The sequence below is a fragment of the Listeria cossartiae subsp. cossartiae genome, from assembly GCF_014224155.1.
Taxonomy (GTDB): Bacteria; Bacillota; Bacilli; order Lactobacillales; family Listeriaceae; genus Listeria; species Listeria cossartiae.
In genome coordinates this window covers 79,355-96,734 of the sequence record NZ_JAASUI010000001.1, presented here as the reverse complement: position 1 = coordinate 96,734, position 17,380 = coordinate 79,355, and the positions used below count along the sequence as shown (strand labels likewise).

Genomic DNA, 17,380 nt, shown 5'->3' with positions numbered 1-17,380 from the left:
TATATATTTACTTCGAACGAGGACTTAATCCTCATTACACCATTCCATTTACCTATTTCCCCCTAATCCTCGCTAACAAACAATTCTTTTTTCTAGGAGTTTTGGTTGGCTGTTTCCATTGACTATCCTGCTTATGTTTGCTATATTTTAACTATAAAGCGGAATGTTACCGACGCAAGCCGGGCATAACCAAATATTTTTCTAAGTACCATGTTTTTTTGCATGTATTTAGAAAAGTATTTGGTTTTTTTTATAGATACTTTAAAACGTAGAAAAGGAGTTTTTAACATGCATACAAATACAGGATTTCCAGCCGACTTTTTATGGGGTGGAGCTGCTGCTGCAAACCAATTCGAAGGCGCTTACAACGTTGATGGAAAAGGACTTTCCGTTCAAGATGTTACTCCAAAAGGCGGATTCGGTCACATTACTGACGGTCCAACACCAGATAACTTAAAATTAGAAGGAATTGACTTCTATCATCGCTACAAAGATGACGTGAAACTTTTTGCTGAAATGGGCTTCAAGGTTTTCCGTACTTCCATCGCTTGGTCCCGTATCTTCCCAAATGGTGACGAAACTGAGCCAAACGAAGCAGGACTTCAATTTTACGATGATTTATTCGATGAACTTCTAGCACATAATATCGAACCACTGATTACTTTATCTCACTATGAAACACCACTTCACTTATCGAAAACTTACGACGGCTGGGTAAATAGAAAAATGATCGACTTCTATGAAAACTATGTCCGCACTGTATTTAATCGCTACAAAGGCAAAGTAAAATATTGGCTAACATTCAATGAAATCAATTCAATTTTACACGCACCATTCATGAGTGGCGGTATTTCTACAAGCCCAGATAAATTATCTCAAAAAGACCTATACCAAGCTGTTCACCACGAACTTGTGGCAAGCGCGCTGGCTACAAAAATTGGTCACGAAATCATGCCCGAAGCTCAAATCGGCTGTATGGTTCTAGCAATGCCAACGTATCCGCTAACTTCCAACCCAGATGACATTATCGCAGTTATGGAAGCAGAGCGCAAAAACTATTTCTTCTCCGATGTTCATGTTCGCGGAACTTATCCGGGCTACATGAAACGCTATTTCAGAGAAAACAATATTGAATTAGACGTAACTGAAGAAGACCTAGAAATCCTTAAAAACACAGTAGATTTCATTTCGTTCAGCTATTACATGAGCACAACTGAAACAGCTGACGAGTCGAAACGCAAAGCTGGCGCAGGAAACATCCTAGGCGGCGTACAAAACCCTTACCTAGAAGCATCCGAATGGGGCTGGCAAATTGACCCTAAAGGCTTACGCGTTGTCCTAAACGAATTCTGGGATAGATACCAAAAACCACTTTTCATCGTAGAAAACGGTCTTGGTGCTATCGACCAACTTGAAAAAGACGAAAACGGCAACTACACAGTGAATGACGACTACCGTATTAATTATTTGAGCGCTCATTTATCGCAAGTGAAAGAAGCGATTAAAGATGGCGTTGAGCTGATGGGTTACACTTCATGGGGCTGTATTGACCTTGTAAGTGCCTCCACTGCTGAAATGAAGAAACGTTACGGCTTTATCTATGTTGATCGCAACAACGACGGCACAGGTACGCTAAACCGTTATAAGAAGAAAAGTTTTGATTGGTACAAGAACGTTATTGCGACCAATGGTGAAGATTTATAAAAATGTGAAAACCCAGGTTTGCCCTTTTAGGAGGGGGCGCCTGGGTTTTTTAATTGCTTGATAACTGATTGGCAATCTTCCGACCGAGTTATCGCTGAAATAACCGATACCCCGTCCGCACCTGCTGCGAGAACCTCTGCTGAATTTGTTTCATTAATCCCGCCGATACCAACAATTGGTATTGTGATTCCAGCCCGGCGAATCTCTTTCAAAATAGCTGTCCCACTCACTGGCTCTGCATCCGCTTTTGAAATCGTTGGAAAAATGGGTCCTACACCGATGTAATCCACCGAGCCAAGTCGTTCTGCTTCTGCCGCTTCACTAACTGAATGAACGGATAGTCCGATTTTTATTTTTCCAGCGCAACTTGCGATAACTTGACGAATTGCTTCGTCGGTTTGCCCGACATGGATGCCGTCCGCGCCGATTTCGAGGGCTAGGGCAACATCATCGTTAATGATGAAAGGTACTTGGTATTTTGCGCATAATTGTTGGCATTTCAGCGCCATTTCTTTTCTTTCGGAGGCAGTTTGGAGTGAGCCTGCTCCTTTTTCGCGATATTGAAAACAAGTAATTCCGGCTTTCAGTGCTTCTTCTAGCACGCTTGGCAACGTTCCGCGGACAATGTCTTGCGTTCCAGCAATAAAATATACAGCTAGTTCAGCTCTCATTTCCCATCCTCCAATCGGTAAGCAAAATGGTTGGTTGGACCATGACCGTGGCCAATTCCAAGCGGATATTTAATCGCACTTGTGATAAATTCTTTCGCAACTACAACACTATCCAAAAGCGAATTCCCTTTCGCAAGTTCAGCTGCAATACATGCCGAAAAAGTACAACCTGTTCCGTGCGTATGCGGCGTATCAAAGCGCTCGCTCGTCAGCCATTTTGTCGTTTCGCCATCATAGTAAAAATCAGCCGCCTCACTCATTTCGCTATGTCCACCTTTAATGACGACCGCTGTTACACCTAAATCAAAAATTTTCTTAGCAGCTTGTTCGATTTCAGCCTTTGTCGTAATTTTTTCCCCAAGAATTTCTTCGGCTTCTGGAATATTCGGCGTAATAATCGTACCAAGTGGCAAAAGCTCGTCTTTCAAAACTTGCGTCGCCTCGTTTTCAAGTAAAGCAGTACCACCTTTTGCAATCATCACGGGATCAATGACGATATTTGGGAAGTTGTGCAAACGTATATTCCGCGCCACTTCTCGGATAATTTCTGCATCTGCTAGCATTCCAGTTTTCACGGCGCTCACTTGAAAATCCTCTGCAATCGCGTCGCACTGTTCTCGAATCATTTCTACCGGGATTTTATGCACTGCTTTTACACCTAGTGTGTTTTGCGCCGTAATTGCCGTGATGACGGACATGCCAAAGGTCTTGCGTTCTTGAAATGTCTTGATGTCTGCTTGTATCCCCGCACCACCACCTGAATCTGAACCAGCTATCGTTAACACTTGTGGAAAATTCATTTGCGTTCACCGCTTTCTTGGATTTTAGCTTTGGCACGAGTTTTTTCGGCCGACCAGCTAGCTAGCGCATCTAAAAATAATGGTCGGAATGAGCCCGGAAGTTTCCTTTCTAATTCAATTTCCGCATATTCAGAAGCCACCGCATAACTCGCGCATGCTTCGACACTAGCTCGAAAAGCATCATCCTGAACGGCAATAAAACTACCGCAAACTGCACTGAGCAAGCAACCAGAACCAGTAATTCTTGGAAGCAGTGCGCTACCATTCGCCACTTTTGCAAAACGCGCTCCGTCTGAAATCACATCCACTTCGCCGCTAATAATAACAACCGTGCTCCATTCGTTCGCTACTTTTTCAGCAATAGTCAGCACATCCGCCGAACCAACGCCCGCATCCACGCCTTTCGCTTCCCAAACTTCACCAGCAATTGCAGCAAGTTCCCCTGCATTCCCGCGAATTGCCGCGAACTTGATTTCCGACAATAACTCCAGCACCACTTTACGACGATATGAAGTCGCGCCAACACCGACCGGATCAAGCACAACCGGCGTCCCCGCAACATTTGCCGCACGTCCAGCAATTTTCATCGCTTCCACCAGCTCACCGTCCAGCGTTCCAATATTAATCACGAGCACATCCGCCATTTTCGCAAGTTCATCCATTTCCTCTTTCGCAGATGCCATAATCGGTGATGCTCCAATCGCAAGCAACCCGTTCGCCGAGTCATTCGCGACCACGATATTCGTAATATTATGTACCAACGGCCCTTTTTCTTGCACCTTTTCCAACGTCATAAAATCAAACATAATTCACACTCCCACGCCAATTTTGTTTTTTATAAGCCATATCAAAAAACGCCCATTCCATTTCCACACTAATTTGAAAAGCCTGCTTCATGAGAGCCAGTTCCCGCGCATTCGCCATACTCGCCGCCTGTTCCACCAACCGCTTCTGCTGCAACACCACTTTTTGATAATTTTCATCCACATAACTATCCAACAACTCTTGATAAAATGGCTCCGAACTCCGCGCCCCCTCGTACATTTTCCCCATATCCGCATAAATCGCATAACACGGCAAAAGCGCCGCAATCGTCACCCCAAAACTGCCAAAATCTGCCATCCGGTAAAGGTGAGAAGTATAATGATAAGCTGTTGGCGCCGGTTTGCGCTCGGAAAAATCACGTTCCGTTAGCCCAACTCGCGGATAAAACTGTTCGCGCATCAACAATTCCGACTGCTGAAGTCGCACCTGTACTTCCCTCATTTCCGCAGCAAGTTCCGCCGTCCCCGCCTGTTCCACACTTTTCTCAATCACCTTCTCAAAATGTGACAAGTAATAATCATCCTGGAGCAAATAATAGTAAAACGCCTCCTTCTCAAGTGTCCCATCCGCCAAACTCCGCACAAATGGATGTTGCAACGTTTCTTGCCATAAATCCCCTACTTCTTCTTGAAAACCGTGAACAAACATGCAAACTCCTCCTTTTGAACAATAAAAAAAGCGCCCACTGTCCCTTAGCATAAGCAAAGAAACAGCAGCCGCGATAAATTTTCCGGTCACTTTCACATTCACTTCCCTACGCTTGCACTAACAAACAGGTTCAAAGGGTCAGAAAGCATTACCTTCCTATCTCAGCCAGAATCGGCCCCCCTAGTTTTTCTTATTAAGTTGCGTTCATCATAACATAGAGTTTTACCGCTGTAAATCCCCAAATGTAATAAGCTCAAACCCATTTTCAAGAAGCCAATCCCGCACTCGGATGTCACAAATCGTCGCCAGTTCCCGGCACCGCATCAACGTGTAGGAAGAATTATCCAGCACAAATTGATCCAAAAAACCGACATCAAAATGCATCTCTGCAATTTCGTTTGGCGCCAGTTTTAATAATCCGAAATCATCGTTAAGGAAATTTTCAACCGAGACACCGCCGCTTGTGTATGGGAGTGCGCCCGATTCCAACAGTTTAGTGATTGGCAAATAACCTTCCTGATCTGGCCATTTCTTATCGCCACTGTATTTTAAAGTGGTGTGGATCCCGAACTCACGCGCAATATCAAAGAAAGCTTGATCAACCGTTTCATCACCAATTGAGTGGCAGTCGATATGCTCTGGATAGTGACCAGTTAGCGCTTTGAACCGTTCCATTTGAGCAATGGTTTCCGTGCGCACATCTTCGTATTGGAATTTCAGTTCTGGGTTGGCGCGGTAATATTTGGAACGATGGAATTCCCCGTTTTCGTCGACAAGTGATGGGATTTCCGCCGGGTCCGCGCATGGTTTTCCGAGTAAGAAGTTTGTGTGTTGCCCGATGAATAGGTCTGGGTGGTCTTTTGCGAGAGCGATTGCGTGCTCGGCAGTTTCTAGGTTCGGCATGAGTAAGGTAGATGTGGTGATGCCGGTTTTGTAGCTTTCGATGATGCCGTGGTTGATGGCTTTGGATAGACCGAAATCGTCTGCGTCGATGATTAGTTTTGGCATGGGTGGGCTCCTTTTTGGTAAGGTCTAGAATAATTAATCATCAATGTTTTCTATCCTCTATTTTTAATTTGTAGTTAATGTATGCAATCTCCTTAGATTTAACTAACTTTGTAGGATTGACTATCCGGATAATTTCACGTACATCAACTCTATATGTATACTCACTTTGATAGATTTCATTTGCATACGATGAATCTGACATAGATATCATAAAAGTCAACTCTCTAAATTTTCTATTATAAGTTAAAATATGGTCTATAAATCGTTCGTGTTCAAATTTATCCTTAGTATATAATTGTTGCCTGACTAAATTATTTTCAGGTAAATAGGGCGGATCAAAATATAAAAAAGCCTCATTGAAGCTTTCTTTGTTTGAAACGGTCTCTAAAAAGGTAATATAATCTAAATTAAAAAACTCAACATTTTGAATTAGCTTTGATATAGTTTTTGCGTTCTCTAAATTAAACAATATTTTTTCTTTTTTTCCAAACGGAACATTAAATTTATTGTTTGAATTTACCCTATATACTCCATTGAATCCAGATTTCATTAAAAACCAAAAAACAGCTGCCCGTTTATGTACTTTAATTCTTCGTTCGTTAAATTTTTTTCTCATTTCATAATAGTAGATCTCTTTTTCTGAAATATCCTCTAACTGGTTATATTGTTGACAAATATCAATAATAATTTGAAATAATTTTTCTTTTTCTGATTTTAAAATTTGGTAAAAGTTGATTAAATTCGAATTTATATCATTGACGTAGTACTTTTTATACATGTTTTGAGATAAAACATTTAATAATACCGTTCCAGATCCTAAGAAAGGCTCAACATATACAGCTTTTTCTTTATCAAAAGTAAGTAACATCTCATTCAACAACTTTTTTTTCGATCCTGTCCATCTTATCGGTGCCGTTATTACATTTTTCATTTCTTCTCTCCCATTCAAATGAATAGACTCTTTATCTAATAATTATCCTCATTATATATCTTAGCTATTCCTAATACAAATACTTTCTTATATTTATTTGAATATTAAATAATTAAATGCTAAAATCTAAGTATATTATAGATATAAATAAATTTCGGGGGCTGAGCATGAATGAATATTCACGAAAATTTAATTTCAGAAAACAAACTAGTAGCCATTAAACGGGAAAAAAAGAAAAAAGAGATCTTTAAAAATGTACCTTATTCTCTGAAAGAAGAGTATGAGAATGATGGATGGATCGTTGATAGAGAATTAAAATCTTTATTAAAAATGAAACGAGCTAAATCTCCTCAATTGCTTTTTAAAAATAAAGTTTGGCTTACATTTTGTAATTTAGGGTTTCATAAACTGAATAAAGACGAAAACTTTCATATGCCATATACGCCGGATCATTCTGTTACTCAGCGTTTTGATGTTTTTGCTGCAGATGATGAGACTGGTATATTTATCATTTGTGAATCAACAGAAGAACACAATAAACTTAGCGATTTTAACGAACGGCTTACATCAATAGGGGAGATAAGGGGTAAATTAATAGCTGAACTAAAAAAGAGTTTTCCTACGAAAAAAATTAAACCAAAATTCATTCTAGCTACTAAAAATTTTAATTTATCAACTTCAGATAAGGATTTATTATCAAAGTATTGTATCTATCATTTTGATGAAGATGCATTACAATACTATGAAGAACTATCTCAGCATATAGGTTTTGCAGCAAGATATCAGCTTTTAGGGAATCTTTTTGAAGGAGAAAAAATACAAGAGCTTGATAACATAACTACCGCAATTGAAGGTCAAATGGGCGGTCACACCTATTATTCTTTTTCAATTGAACCTGAAAAGCTTCTAAAACTTAGTTATGTTTTACATAGAAATAATGTGAATAAAGATTCTATGCCGGCTTACCAGCGGATTATAAAAAAAAGCAGATTAAACCAAGTCAAAGATTTTGTTAATAAAGGCGGGTTTTTTCCAAATTCAATTATAATTAATATTGATACTAAATCAAAAGGATTGACATTTGACCGTGCAAGTTTACAAGGACAAAATTCAATTAGCCGAATTGGTTTATTGCACCTACCTAAAAAATATAAGTCTTTATATATAATAGATGGCCAACATAGATTATATGGATATTCTGATTCAAAATTCAGCAAGACTAATTCCATACCTGTAGTGGCTTTTTTAGACCTAAAAAAAGCTGATCAGGTTAGATTGTTCATGGAAATTAATGAGAACCAAAAAGCTGTTTCTAAAAACCTCCAAAACACACTAAATTCTGACTTACTATGGGACTCCGCTGTATATAATGAACGAAGAAAAGCAGTAAATTTAAAAATTGCTCAACAACTCGGAGAGGATAGAAATTCAAGATTATTCGATCGAATTATTATTGGTGAAAATAATAAAACAGACACTTGTTGCATTACAATTGATACAGTAAAGAATGGAATTGATAAAAGTAATTTTTTATCTACTTTCTCTAAAAAGAACGAGCTAATAGAAAAAGGAACCTTCGACAAAGATGATAACGAATCTACTTATCAAATTCTCTATCCATTCTTGCTAATGTATTTAAATTATATTGCTGAACAATCTTCTAATGAATGGAATAAAGGAGATAATGATAATGGAATTCTATCAATTAATGTCGGAATTTACAGCTTAATAAAAATATCAAATGATATAATTAATTACTTGATTTCTAAAAATATTAGAATACATGATATTCCTTTAGATGATCTCTTGACAGAAATGAAATTATATTTAGAGCCTATTATTTTATTTTTAAACAACCTCGATTATAATGAAAAAAAGGAGCTTAGAACTTCTTATGGCGGTGGCGGAAAGACTAAGTACTGGCGAAAATTACAATGCGTAATTAACGATAAGTATCCTGATTTTTCACCACCTGGGTTACAAGAATACATAGAAAACGACAAAAAGATTTATAATCAGGAATCATTTAATATGATTAGGGACATTGAATCATTCTTTAAGATTGACTTCGAAAATAAATTAAAAGCTTTCTATGGTGAAAGATGGTTCATAGAGGGTGTCCCTAAAAGTGTTTATGATTCCGCTTCAAAATTAGCTATAGAAAAAACTTATACTAGCAAAGAAGGTAATGTCCAGGCGTGGGATTGTCTAAATTTAATTCATTACAGAGAAATCGCTATCCATGGAAGTAATTGGAAAAATCTTTTTGAAAAGAGCTATACTAAACCTGGTGAAGAAAAAATGAAAGGTGGAAAAAAAGATAAAACTAAATGGATTCAGAAACTTAGCACTATAAGAAATAAAAACTTTCATGAATATAGTGTTACAAAAGAAGACCACGATTTTCTTGTAACTTTAGAGCAATGGCTTTTAAAGAAGAACTTATAGTAAAAAAAGTATTCTAGAATTTTTCTAGAGTACTTTTTTACTATCTAAAACTTATCATTTTATTTTTAATCTCTCAAAAGCAGCTTCCAAAATCTCCACAGGTATCTCCGCAAACGCATCCCCAACCGAAACCTCAAACGCACAAACATCCGCCGATTTCTCCTGCAAATACCCCGAAATTCCAACGCCAGTTTCATCCTGAATCTTCGTCAAAATCGCCCCAACCTCATCAGCCGACTTCTCAAAATAAACATGAAACATATTAGAAACCGGCACTTCCGGCACAGTCTTCACGCCTGGACACGAATTAAAGCGCTCCGCCAGTCCTTTCGCCGCTTCAAAATATCCCGCCATTTTTCCAATCCGTTTTTCAAAATAATAATCCGCGGACAAAATATACGGATAGAGGCTAATCAAATCCCCACCATACCGCCGTTTCCAGATTTTCGCCTCTTGCACAAAATCATCATTCCCAGCTAAAATCGCCCCAGCAATCCCGCCAATCCCTTTGTAAAACGACACATACACACTATCAAAAAGCGCACAAATTTCTTCCGCAGACTTCTGATAAAACGGCGTGATTTCCCATAACCGCGCCCCGTCCAAATGCAACGAAATACCCTGTTCGCGGCAATACTCCGAAATCTCCTCAAGCTCTTCAAAAGAAGGCAACTGCCCACCAATTTCTCGTTGCGGAAGTTCGATAAGCACACTAGAAACTGGCTCGCGAAGGCTTTTAATATCGTCAATTGTCAAAAGCCGATTCGCCGTACCAAGTAATATTGGCGTGATTTGTTGCAATTCTTTTAGCCCATCTTGCTCGTGAATCTCCAAATGAGAGAGCGGATGATATGCCACGCGCCGATTTTCTTTCCGGTCAGCCCAAATCCTTAACGCAATTTGCTGAGCCATCGTACCACTTGGAAAAAATACCGCAGATTGTTTCCCGAGAATTTTCGCAATTTTTGTTTCAAAGTCTTCAATAACTGCGCCGTTTCCGTAAATATCGCTTTCTTGGTTAGAATCTATATTTTGAAGCGCTTCTGTCAAAACGCCTACATTGCGCGGACCATTCCCGCCTAGTTTATATGGTGTTTTTTGGTAGCTGTTTTTTAGTGTGTTTGTCATTTTGGTTCACTCCTTTTACGATATAATTGATTGGTTTTATTTCTAGGGTCTCATCGAATAAATTATCAATAATCTTCAGTTTTGGCACTGTATTATAATCATATACCCGATAAATTTTATAAAGCTCACCTTTTATTCTCGCAACATTTAATTCATTATCTGATAAATAAAATGGAGCATCTCTATTTCCAGTTGTTGTTTTAACTTCAATATAAATCTCTATTACTTCATTTGGCGCATCTGGATTTATGTCATAGGAAATAATATCATATCCATGCCCATCACCACTTTCAGCAACATGAGTGATTTTATCTGCATAAGATTTTGTAATAGTATTCTTCATTAACCTTTCTCTTTCATAATTAATTACCAAATACTCTCCTTGCAATCCTTTTTCTGTATTTCTAATAGCCTCTTTCGCATAATCTCTTTTGGTGATATAAGGTACTTTTTCTTCCTTAACTACCGAATTTCTTGAATGCGTTTCTTCTTTACCTAAAACTAATTTGCGCTTTTTTTCTATTTCAACGATTTTCTCTGATTTTGCTTTTTCGCTTAATTCATTGAAAGTTCCATTATTAATTATGAAATCAATTGTAGCTTCTATACCTTTTTTGTCATCCAACATTAAATGACCTTTTAATTCTTTAAAAACAGTGAGCATTTGCAACAAATCTTGTAATAATAAATCATTATCAGTTTCTCCCAAATCCTTAATATCATAATATTTACTATAAATATTACAAGATTCATAACCTTTCACAAGATTAGTATAACGAGATTTCTCCCGTCCGAGGTTAATTGGGGCAATTGTAAAACTATTTCCAGATTTTAACGTAGATAAATTTTCTTGCCAAAAACGAGCAATCTTCCCTAAAGATAATTTAGTATTTTTATAATTTTTATTTACATATGTATATCCTTGATTCAAAGATAAATAAACACCTTGGTAATCGTTTGTAAACAAATAAACTATATTAACTCCCTCTTGTACACTTGTGCTAATTTCTTTATCATGCACTGCTATCCAAGGGACATTTGCCCAACCGCCTGTACCAATGGATGCAGATATTTCATAATCCTCGCCTAAAAAGGTGGTTTCAAAGGCTGTTTTAACACCTTGTTTAAATTTTTTTGCGACTTCATTACCAGCCATTGGATAATTGGTTCTTTGCTCCCCATAGTTTTCTTTCATGTATTTTAATAATGCCACTAAGTTCATCACAAACATCCTTTTTATATAATGTATTTTCATCTTCTCATACATATTATACCTAAGAATGTAAGTTTGTTGTGAATTTAACTATAAAAGCAACTTTTTAACAAAAAAACTATCCTCCCGAGGAACCCTCGAAAGAATAGTCTTCACAAATAAATTTTTAAAAACAGGTGGTTACAACGGATCCCATTTCTTATAGTTTACTTTTTCTTATATGTTTCCTGAATCAAAATATTCTCTTTATCATCCACTTTTTTCAAAACTAAATTCTTACTCTCCAATTCCAAAGAAATCACATAATCTTTTTGTTCTTTGGTATCCACATGATATTCATCGTCTTTTTGCTCACTTTTCGTTATCTTGATATCATCCTGCGCCTCAAGCATTTTAAGGACTTCTTGTACGTAAGCTTTTTCACTTTCTGTTTCATAACCATACACTTTTTTACTAATTACCAGGCCATCACATTGATACTTATCGCCATCTTTTTGTTTCAATTTATAAGAATTTATTATGGAAACTTCATCATCTATAAATAATTCTTTTACATTCCCATCTGCATCTATATCCAGATCAACACTCATTTTACTTGCCAAACCCGTATCCTTCATATCCGACCCATCACTAGCACCTACACTAACTGATTCCAACTTCCATTTCCCTGTAAATTTACTACTAATAACTTCTTTATCATCAATAATTTTTTTGTTCTCAACAGGTTCTTTCCCACAACCTACCAATAAAAATAATGCACTTACTAAAATAATACCTATCCACTTTTTGCTCATCTTGATGCTCTCCTTTTTGTGTATAATTATCTGTAAATCTCATCTTAGTTCCTATGCTACAATAAACATTTTGCTTCACTTACACTTTTTACATTCAGCTTATATATCTTATTGTCTAATAAATATATCTTTACTAGATACTTTCTCTTTTTCGTAAACAGCTTCTTTAATTAATTTTTTGTCCGATAAATACATAAAGAACGCAAAGTCATGCATTTGTTCAGTTTCTATAACATATTTATTTCCCTTTTGTTCACTCAGCGTAATCTTAATAGTATCTAACCCTTTAAAAGTCTCCACTAATTCTTTCACGTACTGTTTTTCACTTGCTGTTTCATATTTATAAACTTCTTTAGACATCGTCGAGCCATCATTTTGATATTCATCACCACTTTTTGGCTTTATTTTATAAGTATAAGTCCTAGTACCGTTATCATATACTAGCACTTCTTTTATATTCCCCTTACTATCCATCTCGAATTCTCTAATATAATCATGAGTCTCTTCTCGATAACCCGTTCTATCATATTCACCAATACTAACCGTTTCCAATTCCCATTTCCCTGTAATATTACTACTAATAACTTCTTTATCATCAACTACTTTTTTGTTCTCAACAGGCTCTTTACCGCAACCTACCAATAAAAATAATGCACTTACTAAAATAATACCTATCCACTTTTTGCTCATCTTGATGCTCTCCTTTTGTGTAAAAATGATGAAGTACTACATTCGATCTCAATATAGCGACTTCTCTACAATCATATCCTAGTACTGAAAAAATGCCAACCCCAAATAAACCAATTTAAATCCCCTCTGTACACTTTGTTGACATCTTTATCATGTAGTAACCTATTGTCCTTTCCCACAGATACCGAAATTTATATTCATCACCTAAAACCGAAGCTGGTAATATTACTTTTACTTCTTCTTTAAACTTTTTTACCACTTTATTTTTTTTAATGAATAATTAGATTTCTGTTTTCTATAGTTTTCCTGCATGTATTTTAATAATGCCACTAAGTTCATTACAAACATCTTTTTTGTATAATGTATTTTTATCTTCTCTTACATATTATGTCTAAGAATGTAAGTTTGTTGTAAATTTAACTATAAAAGCAACTTTTTAACAAAAAAAACTACCCTCCTGAAAAATCCTCAAAAGAATAGTTTTATAGATAATATACTAAAATGAGTAGTTACAACAGACTTCCGATTACTACTTCTTATAATTTAATTTTTCTTATATGTTTCCTGAACCAAAATATTCTCTTCATCATCCACTTTTTTCAAAATTAAATTTTCACTTTCCAATTCCATAGAAAACTCATATTCTATTTCTACTTCAGTATCCAAATGATACTCATTTCCTTTTTGTTCACTTTTCATTATCTTGACATTATCCCGCTCTTCAAGCTTTTTATACACTTTAAGAGCCTTTTGCACGTTTTCTTTTTTGCTTTCTGTTTCATAATCATATACTCTTTTAGTAATTTTAGGACCAACAATTTCATATTCATTGCCAATTATTTTTTTTATTTTATAAGAATTAGTCAGGGAAAATTCATCATATACATACAGTTCTTTTACATTCCCATCTGCATCCACTTCCAGATCAAGACTCATCATATTTTCTTATCCATATTCGCCATACCTGTCCCATCACTAAGACCTACACTAACTGATTCCAACTTCCATTTCCCTGTAAATTTACTACTAACAACTTCTTTATCATCAACAATTTTTTTGTTCTCAACAGACATTTTGTTCTCAACAGACATTTTGTTCTCAACAGACATTTTGTTCTCAACTACTTCTTTACCGCAGCCTACCAATAAAAATAATGCACTTACTAAAATAATACCTATCCACTTTTTGCTCATCTAGTTGCTCTCCTTCTGTGTAAAAATGATGAAGTACTACATTCGATTTCAATATAGCGACTTCTCTACAATCATATCCTAGTACTGAAAAAATGCCAACCCCAATTAAACCAATTTCCACTTCCAAAGTGGCAAATAATAATTTCACCTCCCCCATTTTTCCAGCTATAGTAAAGACAAATCAAAAGGAGGTCTTTACGTGACAGATAGCAACGAACTAACAACAGAACTGGATTCCATGGCAATCATCTTACACGCCGGGAATGCGAAAAGTTGTGCTTTTGAGGCACTGAAAGAAGTAAAACAGCAAAACATCGAAGCTTTCACGCAGAAAATTACTGAAGCGAAGGACGAGATTAAACTAGCGCACCGAGCGCACGCGGAACTTTTACGAAAACTATCTTCGGAGAACCGAATGAGAGAGGTGGACTTACTGCTTGTTCATGCGGAGGGTCACTTGTCTTCTACGGATATTGCCGTGGAAATGATTCGGGAACTGGGAGAAATTTATCGAACTTTGCGAACAAAAAACCCTAGATCCCTGAAAATCTAGGGTTTTCTAATCCGATCAATTCCAAAAACAACAATCGGCAAATAATTAAAAAAGAAACTAATCCGCTGACAAAATCCAATTTTATCCAAAACCGACAAATCATTCACCGCAGGAATCCGCGCAAGCCCATAAACACCAGCAGAAAGTAAACTGACAATGAGTAATACTAGATAGACATTGCCGCGAGTTTTATCGCCAGTTTTCCGGTAAAGCATGACCAAAAACAACGGAAAAATCAAAAATCCCGCATAACCAAGCCCCGAGCCGATATTATGAACCCAAGTCGAAAACGTCCAACTCGCCTGCTCCGTATCAATACTAAACAACCCGGTAAAAATACAATCGCCAATCCCATACAAACCAATCGCAGAAGCAAGCATAATCGCCAAAGTCCGCGAAGTTTTAACAACGCTCTGATAAATCGCCGGTAACGCAAGCACAAACAACACCCCAGACACCACCGACCAAACCAAAAACGCCCCCCGAACCGGACTAGCCACATCCCCAAACACACTCATAACCTGCGTCATTTGGTTTAGTTCTGGGTAAAATATTCCGAGTATGTAAGGTGTTAGAAAATCACTTAGGACAGCGAGTAATAAAAAGTAAAAGCCGTATTTTTTTAGAAAGGTCATTTTTCACACTCCTAAAACTTAATTTTGTGTGGTCTTATGGATTAAAAATCTATTTAATTATTATAACTGATTTCCAAACAAATTGGTCAAAAATCCCCTTTTCCCGCCTCCAACAACTCCATAAAACACGCCAAATTCGGCGACATCCATCTTTTTTCGTGATAACTATAAATCGTTGCTATTTCCTGACTATCCAAAGGACTTGGGACCTTGCGTATCAGCCCTTTTCCAAGCTCCTCCTCAAACACAAAACTCGGAAAAACAGCAATACCTAAATTATTAATCACGCATCGTTTAATCGATTCAATACTCCCAGCTTCCATTCGGTGGTTAAGGGTGATATTCCGCTCTTTAATCATCGCTTCAAAATGTTTTTGATAAATACTATTCACATCGTTCGATAAAAAAGATACATCCAATTCTTTATTTTCATTAAAAAAATTTATAGACTCTACCTCTTTTTGAGCACTCGCAATTACAGAAATAGCGTGCGATCCCAATTTACTTTTCGTAATCTGATCACTTTTTTCACCAACATCATAATAAATGCCTAAATCAACCAAACCATTTTCAACCTCGTACGGAATTTCAAAGCAATTTAACGTTTTCAAATACAGTTTTACATTAGGAGCTTTTTCATGGAATTCCTTTAAAATGGTCTGCATTTGGTAGGTGAGTATACTTTCAGGGATGGCAATACGCAATTCACCTTTTAACTCCGCATTATTCGAATAGTTTTTCATAGTGTTGTATGTTTCAAGTATCTGATTCACAGAAGGCAACAAATCGTTACCCGCAGAGGTTAAAACCATTTTCCGACCAATTTTATCGAACAGTTTCACATGAAGCTCTTGTTCTAGTTGTTGAATTTGCGTAGTTACTGTCGATTGGGCGTAATTTAATTTCCGCGCAGCTTCTTGAAAACTACCCGCTTCTAAAATCGTTTTAAACGTCAGCAAATTTTTCAAATCCATTATCATTCCCCACTCTCTAATAGTTCAATAAAACCGAACCATACATTCGATTTTTCCCGTTATTCAGAACTGTATTTTTGATGTAGTATAAATTGTACTAAGAAATAAGTCAAATATTATTAGAAAGTTGGGTAACTAATGGAAATTAAACACTTTGCAAATAATCCTAAATACTTGGCAGAACTAGTCGACTTAATCAATTACTGCCAAAACATCGAAGCAAGCCTAGATATTAAAATGACTGAGCAAGCAGATATTTTTGAAATTGAAGATTATTATCAAAAAAAAGGCGGCCAATTTTGGATTGCCATACAAGATAATAAAGTTGTTGGTTCAATCGCACTGTTACCATTCGATAAAGAAACAGCTATTCTAAAAAAATTCTTCACTTATCCCGAATTCAGAGGAAATCCGGTGCGTCTTGGCCAGCAATTATTTGATGCTTTTTACGCGTTCTATACCGCGAATAATTTTTCACGGATTATTTTAGATACACCTGAAAATGAAAAACGCTCGCATTATTTTTATGAAAAACAAGGATTTCAGCAAATTACCCGAGATGCATTAGATATTGATTATCCTTTCCCTGATAGAAACTCGCGAATTTATGAAAAAATCGGATGAAATAATCCTTTCATCCGATTTGCTTCACTTATGATATGGCTCCCCCCGAACAATCCGAAACGCCCGATAAACCTGCTCCACCAGCACTAATCTCATCAACTGGTGCGGCAAAGTCAACCTCCCAAACGAAATCCGCTCATTACTCCGCTTCAACACCGCCTCACTAAGCCCCAGCGATCCACCAATCACAAACGTCACCTTACTCTTACCATAAGTCGCCAGCTTATCCAAATCCGCCGCAAATTCCTCACTTGACTTCATTTTCCCATCAATCGCCAGCGCTATCACATGGGCATCATCCGGAATCTTCGCTAAAATCCGCACACCCTCTTTATCCTTCACTTGTTTCATTTCCGCGTCACTCAATACTTCCGGCGCTTTTTCATCTGGAACCTCAACAATTGTCACTTTCGCATAGGCGCTCAGTCGTTTTAAATATTCCGCGATTCCTTGTACTAAATATTTTTCTTTCAGTTTTCCCACCGTTACAATTTGGATATTCATTTGTGCCACCCTCATCTTTATTAATACTTTTATCATA

General features: G+C 37.0%; 17 protein-coding genes, 1 pseudogene and 1 riboswitch. Of the genes and pseudogenes, 4 read left to right on the top strand and 14 right to left on the bottom strand.

Annotation, left to right across the window (positions count from 1 at the left end; translation table 11 throughout):
- Positions 1-288 precede the first annotated feature (288 nt).
- Entirely contained in the window at positions 289-1,704 is a 1,416-nt protein-coding gene (locus HCJ30_RS00445) for a glycoside hydrolase family 1 protein (RefSeq protein ID WP_185390536.1), read from the top strand.
- Positions 1,705-1,730: 26 nt separating this feature from the next.
- Here HCJ30_RS00445 and thiE read toward each other — a convergent pair whose 3' ends face one another.
- From thiE to HCJ30_RS00415, 6 genes are all read right to left on the bottom strand, one after another.
- Positions 1,731-2,375 carry a thiamine phosphate synthase gene (gene thiE / locus HCJ30_RS00440; protein WP_185390535.1) on the bottom strand — a complete coding sequence of 215 codons (645 nt, stop codon included), beginning with the start codon at positions 2,373-2,375 and terminating at the stop codon, positions 1,731-1,733.
- Positions 2,372-3,175 carry a bifunctional hydroxymethylpyrimidine kinase/phosphomethylpyrimidine kinase gene (gene thiD / locus HCJ30_RS00435; protein ID WP_185390534.1) on the bottom strand — a complete coding sequence of 268 codons (804 nt, stop codon included), beginning with the start codon at positions 3,173-3,175 and terminating at the stop codon, positions 2,372-2,374. The genes thiE and thiD overlap by 4 nt, the downstream gene beginning before the upstream one ends.
- Positions 3,172-3,981, bottom strand: a complete 810-nt coding sequence (thiM, locus tag HCJ30_RS00430) for a hydroxyethylthiazole kinase (RefSeq protein ID WP_185390533.1) — start codon at positions 3,979-3,981, stop codon at positions 3,172-3,174. Before thiM ends, thiD begins: the two co-directional genes overlap by 4 nt.
- Positions 3,974-4,648 carry a thiaminase II gene (gene tenA, locus HCJ30_RS00425; protein WP_185390532.1) on the bottom strand — a complete coding sequence of 225 codons (675 nt, stop codon included), beginning with the start codon at positions 4,646-4,648 and terminating at the stop codon, positions 3,974-3,976. Before tenA ends, thiM begins: the two co-directional genes overlap by 8 nt.
- 86 nt (positions 4,649-4,734) lie before the next feature.
- Positions 4,735-4,840, bottom strand: a riboswitch (TPP riboswitch).
- Positions 4,841-4,870: 30 nt separating this feature from the next.
- Positions 4,871-5,656: a ChbG/HpnK family deacetylase gene (locus tag HCJ30_RS00420; RefSeq protein WP_185390531.1), complete on the bottom strand. Its 786-nt coding sequence runs from the start codon at positions 5,654-5,656 to the stop codon at positions 4,871-4,873.
- Positions 5,657-5,696: 40 nt separating this feature from the next.
- Positions 5,697-6,587: a DNA adenine methylase gene (locus tag HCJ30_RS00415; protein ID WP_185390530.1), complete on the bottom strand. Its 891-nt coding sequence runs from the start codon at positions 6,585-6,587 to the stop codon at positions 5,697-5,699.
- Positions 6,588-6,758: 171 nt separating this feature from the next.
- Here HCJ30_RS00415 and HCJ30_RS00410 point away from each other — a divergent pair, with 171 nt between their 5' ends.
- Positions 6,759-9,035, top strand: a complete 2,277-nt coding sequence (locus HCJ30_RS00410; protein ID WP_221635964.1) for a DGQHR domain-containing protein — start codon at positions 6,759-6,761, stop codon at positions 9,033-9,035.
- Between the two features lie 54 nt (positions 9,036-9,089).
- Here the strand turns inward: HCJ30_RS00410 and HCJ30_RS00405 are convergent, their stop codons facing one another.
- The 5 genes and pseudogenes from HCJ30_RS00405 to HCJ30_RS14415 all read right to left on the bottom strand — a co-directional run bounded on the left by HCJ30_RS00405 (position 9,090) and on the right by HCJ30_RS14415 (position 14,053).
- Positions 9,090-10,163, bottom strand: a complete 1,074-nt coding sequence (locus HCJ30_RS00405) for a threonine aldolase family protein (protein ID WP_185390529.1) — start codon at positions 10,161-10,163, stop codon at positions 9,090-9,092.
- Entirely contained in the window at positions 10,120-11,385 is a 1,266-nt protein-coding gene (locus tag HCJ30_RS00400) for an MrcB family domain-containing protein (RefSeq protein ID WP_185390528.1), read from the bottom strand. The genes HCJ30_RS00405 and HCJ30_RS00400 overlap by 44 nt, the downstream gene beginning before the upstream one ends.
- A 197-nt stretch (positions 11,386-11,582) precedes the next feature.
- Entirely contained in the window at positions 11,583-12,170 is a 588-nt protein-coding gene (locus tag HCJ30_RS00395; RefSeq protein WP_185390527.1) for a hypothetical protein, read from the bottom strand.
- Between the two features lie 108 nt (positions 12,171-12,278).
- A complete protein-coding gene (locus tag HCJ30_RS00390; RefSeq protein WP_185390526.1) occupies positions 12,279-12,860 on the bottom strand; it encodes a hypothetical protein in 582 nt (193 codons plus the stop codon).
- A gap of 543 nt (positions 12,861-13,403) precedes the next feature.
- A pseudogene (locus HCJ30_RS14415) lies at positions 13,404-14,053 on the bottom strand (hypothetical protein).
- Positions 14,054-14,252: 199 nt separating this feature from the next.
- On the opposite strand from HCJ30_RS14415, the gene HCJ30_RS00380 reads away from it, so the two are divergent.
- Positions 14,253-14,606: a PTS sugar transporter subunit IIA gene (locus tag HCJ30_RS00380; RefSeq protein ID WP_185390525.1), complete on the top strand. Its 354-nt coding sequence runs from the start codon at positions 14,253-14,255 to the stop codon at positions 14,604-14,606.
- On the opposite strand, the gene HCJ30_RS00375 is transcribed toward HCJ30_RS00380, so the two are convergent.
- Positions 14,603-15,241 carry a DUF998 domain-containing protein gene (locus tag HCJ30_RS00375; RefSeq protein WP_185390524.1) on the bottom strand — a complete coding sequence of 213 codons (639 nt, stop codon included), beginning with the start codon at positions 15,239-15,241 and terminating at the stop codon, positions 14,603-14,605. The genes HCJ30_RS00380 and HCJ30_RS00375 overlap by 4 nt on opposite strands.
- Positions 15,242-15,327: 86 nt before the next feature.
- Positions 15,328-16,215 carry a LysR family transcriptional regulator gene (locus tag HCJ30_RS00370; RefSeq protein ID WP_185390523.1) on the bottom strand — a complete coding sequence of 296 codons (888 nt, stop codon included), beginning with the start codon at positions 16,213-16,215 and terminating at the stop codon, positions 15,328-15,330.
- 138 nt (positions 16,216-16,353) lie between these two features.
- Here HCJ30_RS00370 and HCJ30_RS00365 point away from each other — a divergent pair, with 138 nt between their 5' ends.
- On the top strand, positions 16,354-16,839 hold the full coding sequence (locus HCJ30_RS00365) for a GNAT family N-acetyltransferase (protein ID WP_185390522.1): 486 nt from the start codon (positions 16,354-16,356) through the stop codon (positions 16,837-16,839).
- A 24-nt stretch (positions 16,840-16,863) separates the two neighbouring features.
- On the opposite strand, the gene rlmH is transcribed toward HCJ30_RS00365, so the two are convergent.
- Complete coding sequence (gene rlmH, locus HCJ30_RS00360; protein ID WP_008946708.1) at positions 16,864-17,343, bottom strand: 23S rRNA (pseudouridine(1915)-N(3))-methyltransferase RlmH; 480 nt, start codon at positions 17,341-17,343, stop codon at positions 16,864-16,866.
- Positions 17,344-17,380 lie beyond the last annotated feature (37 nt).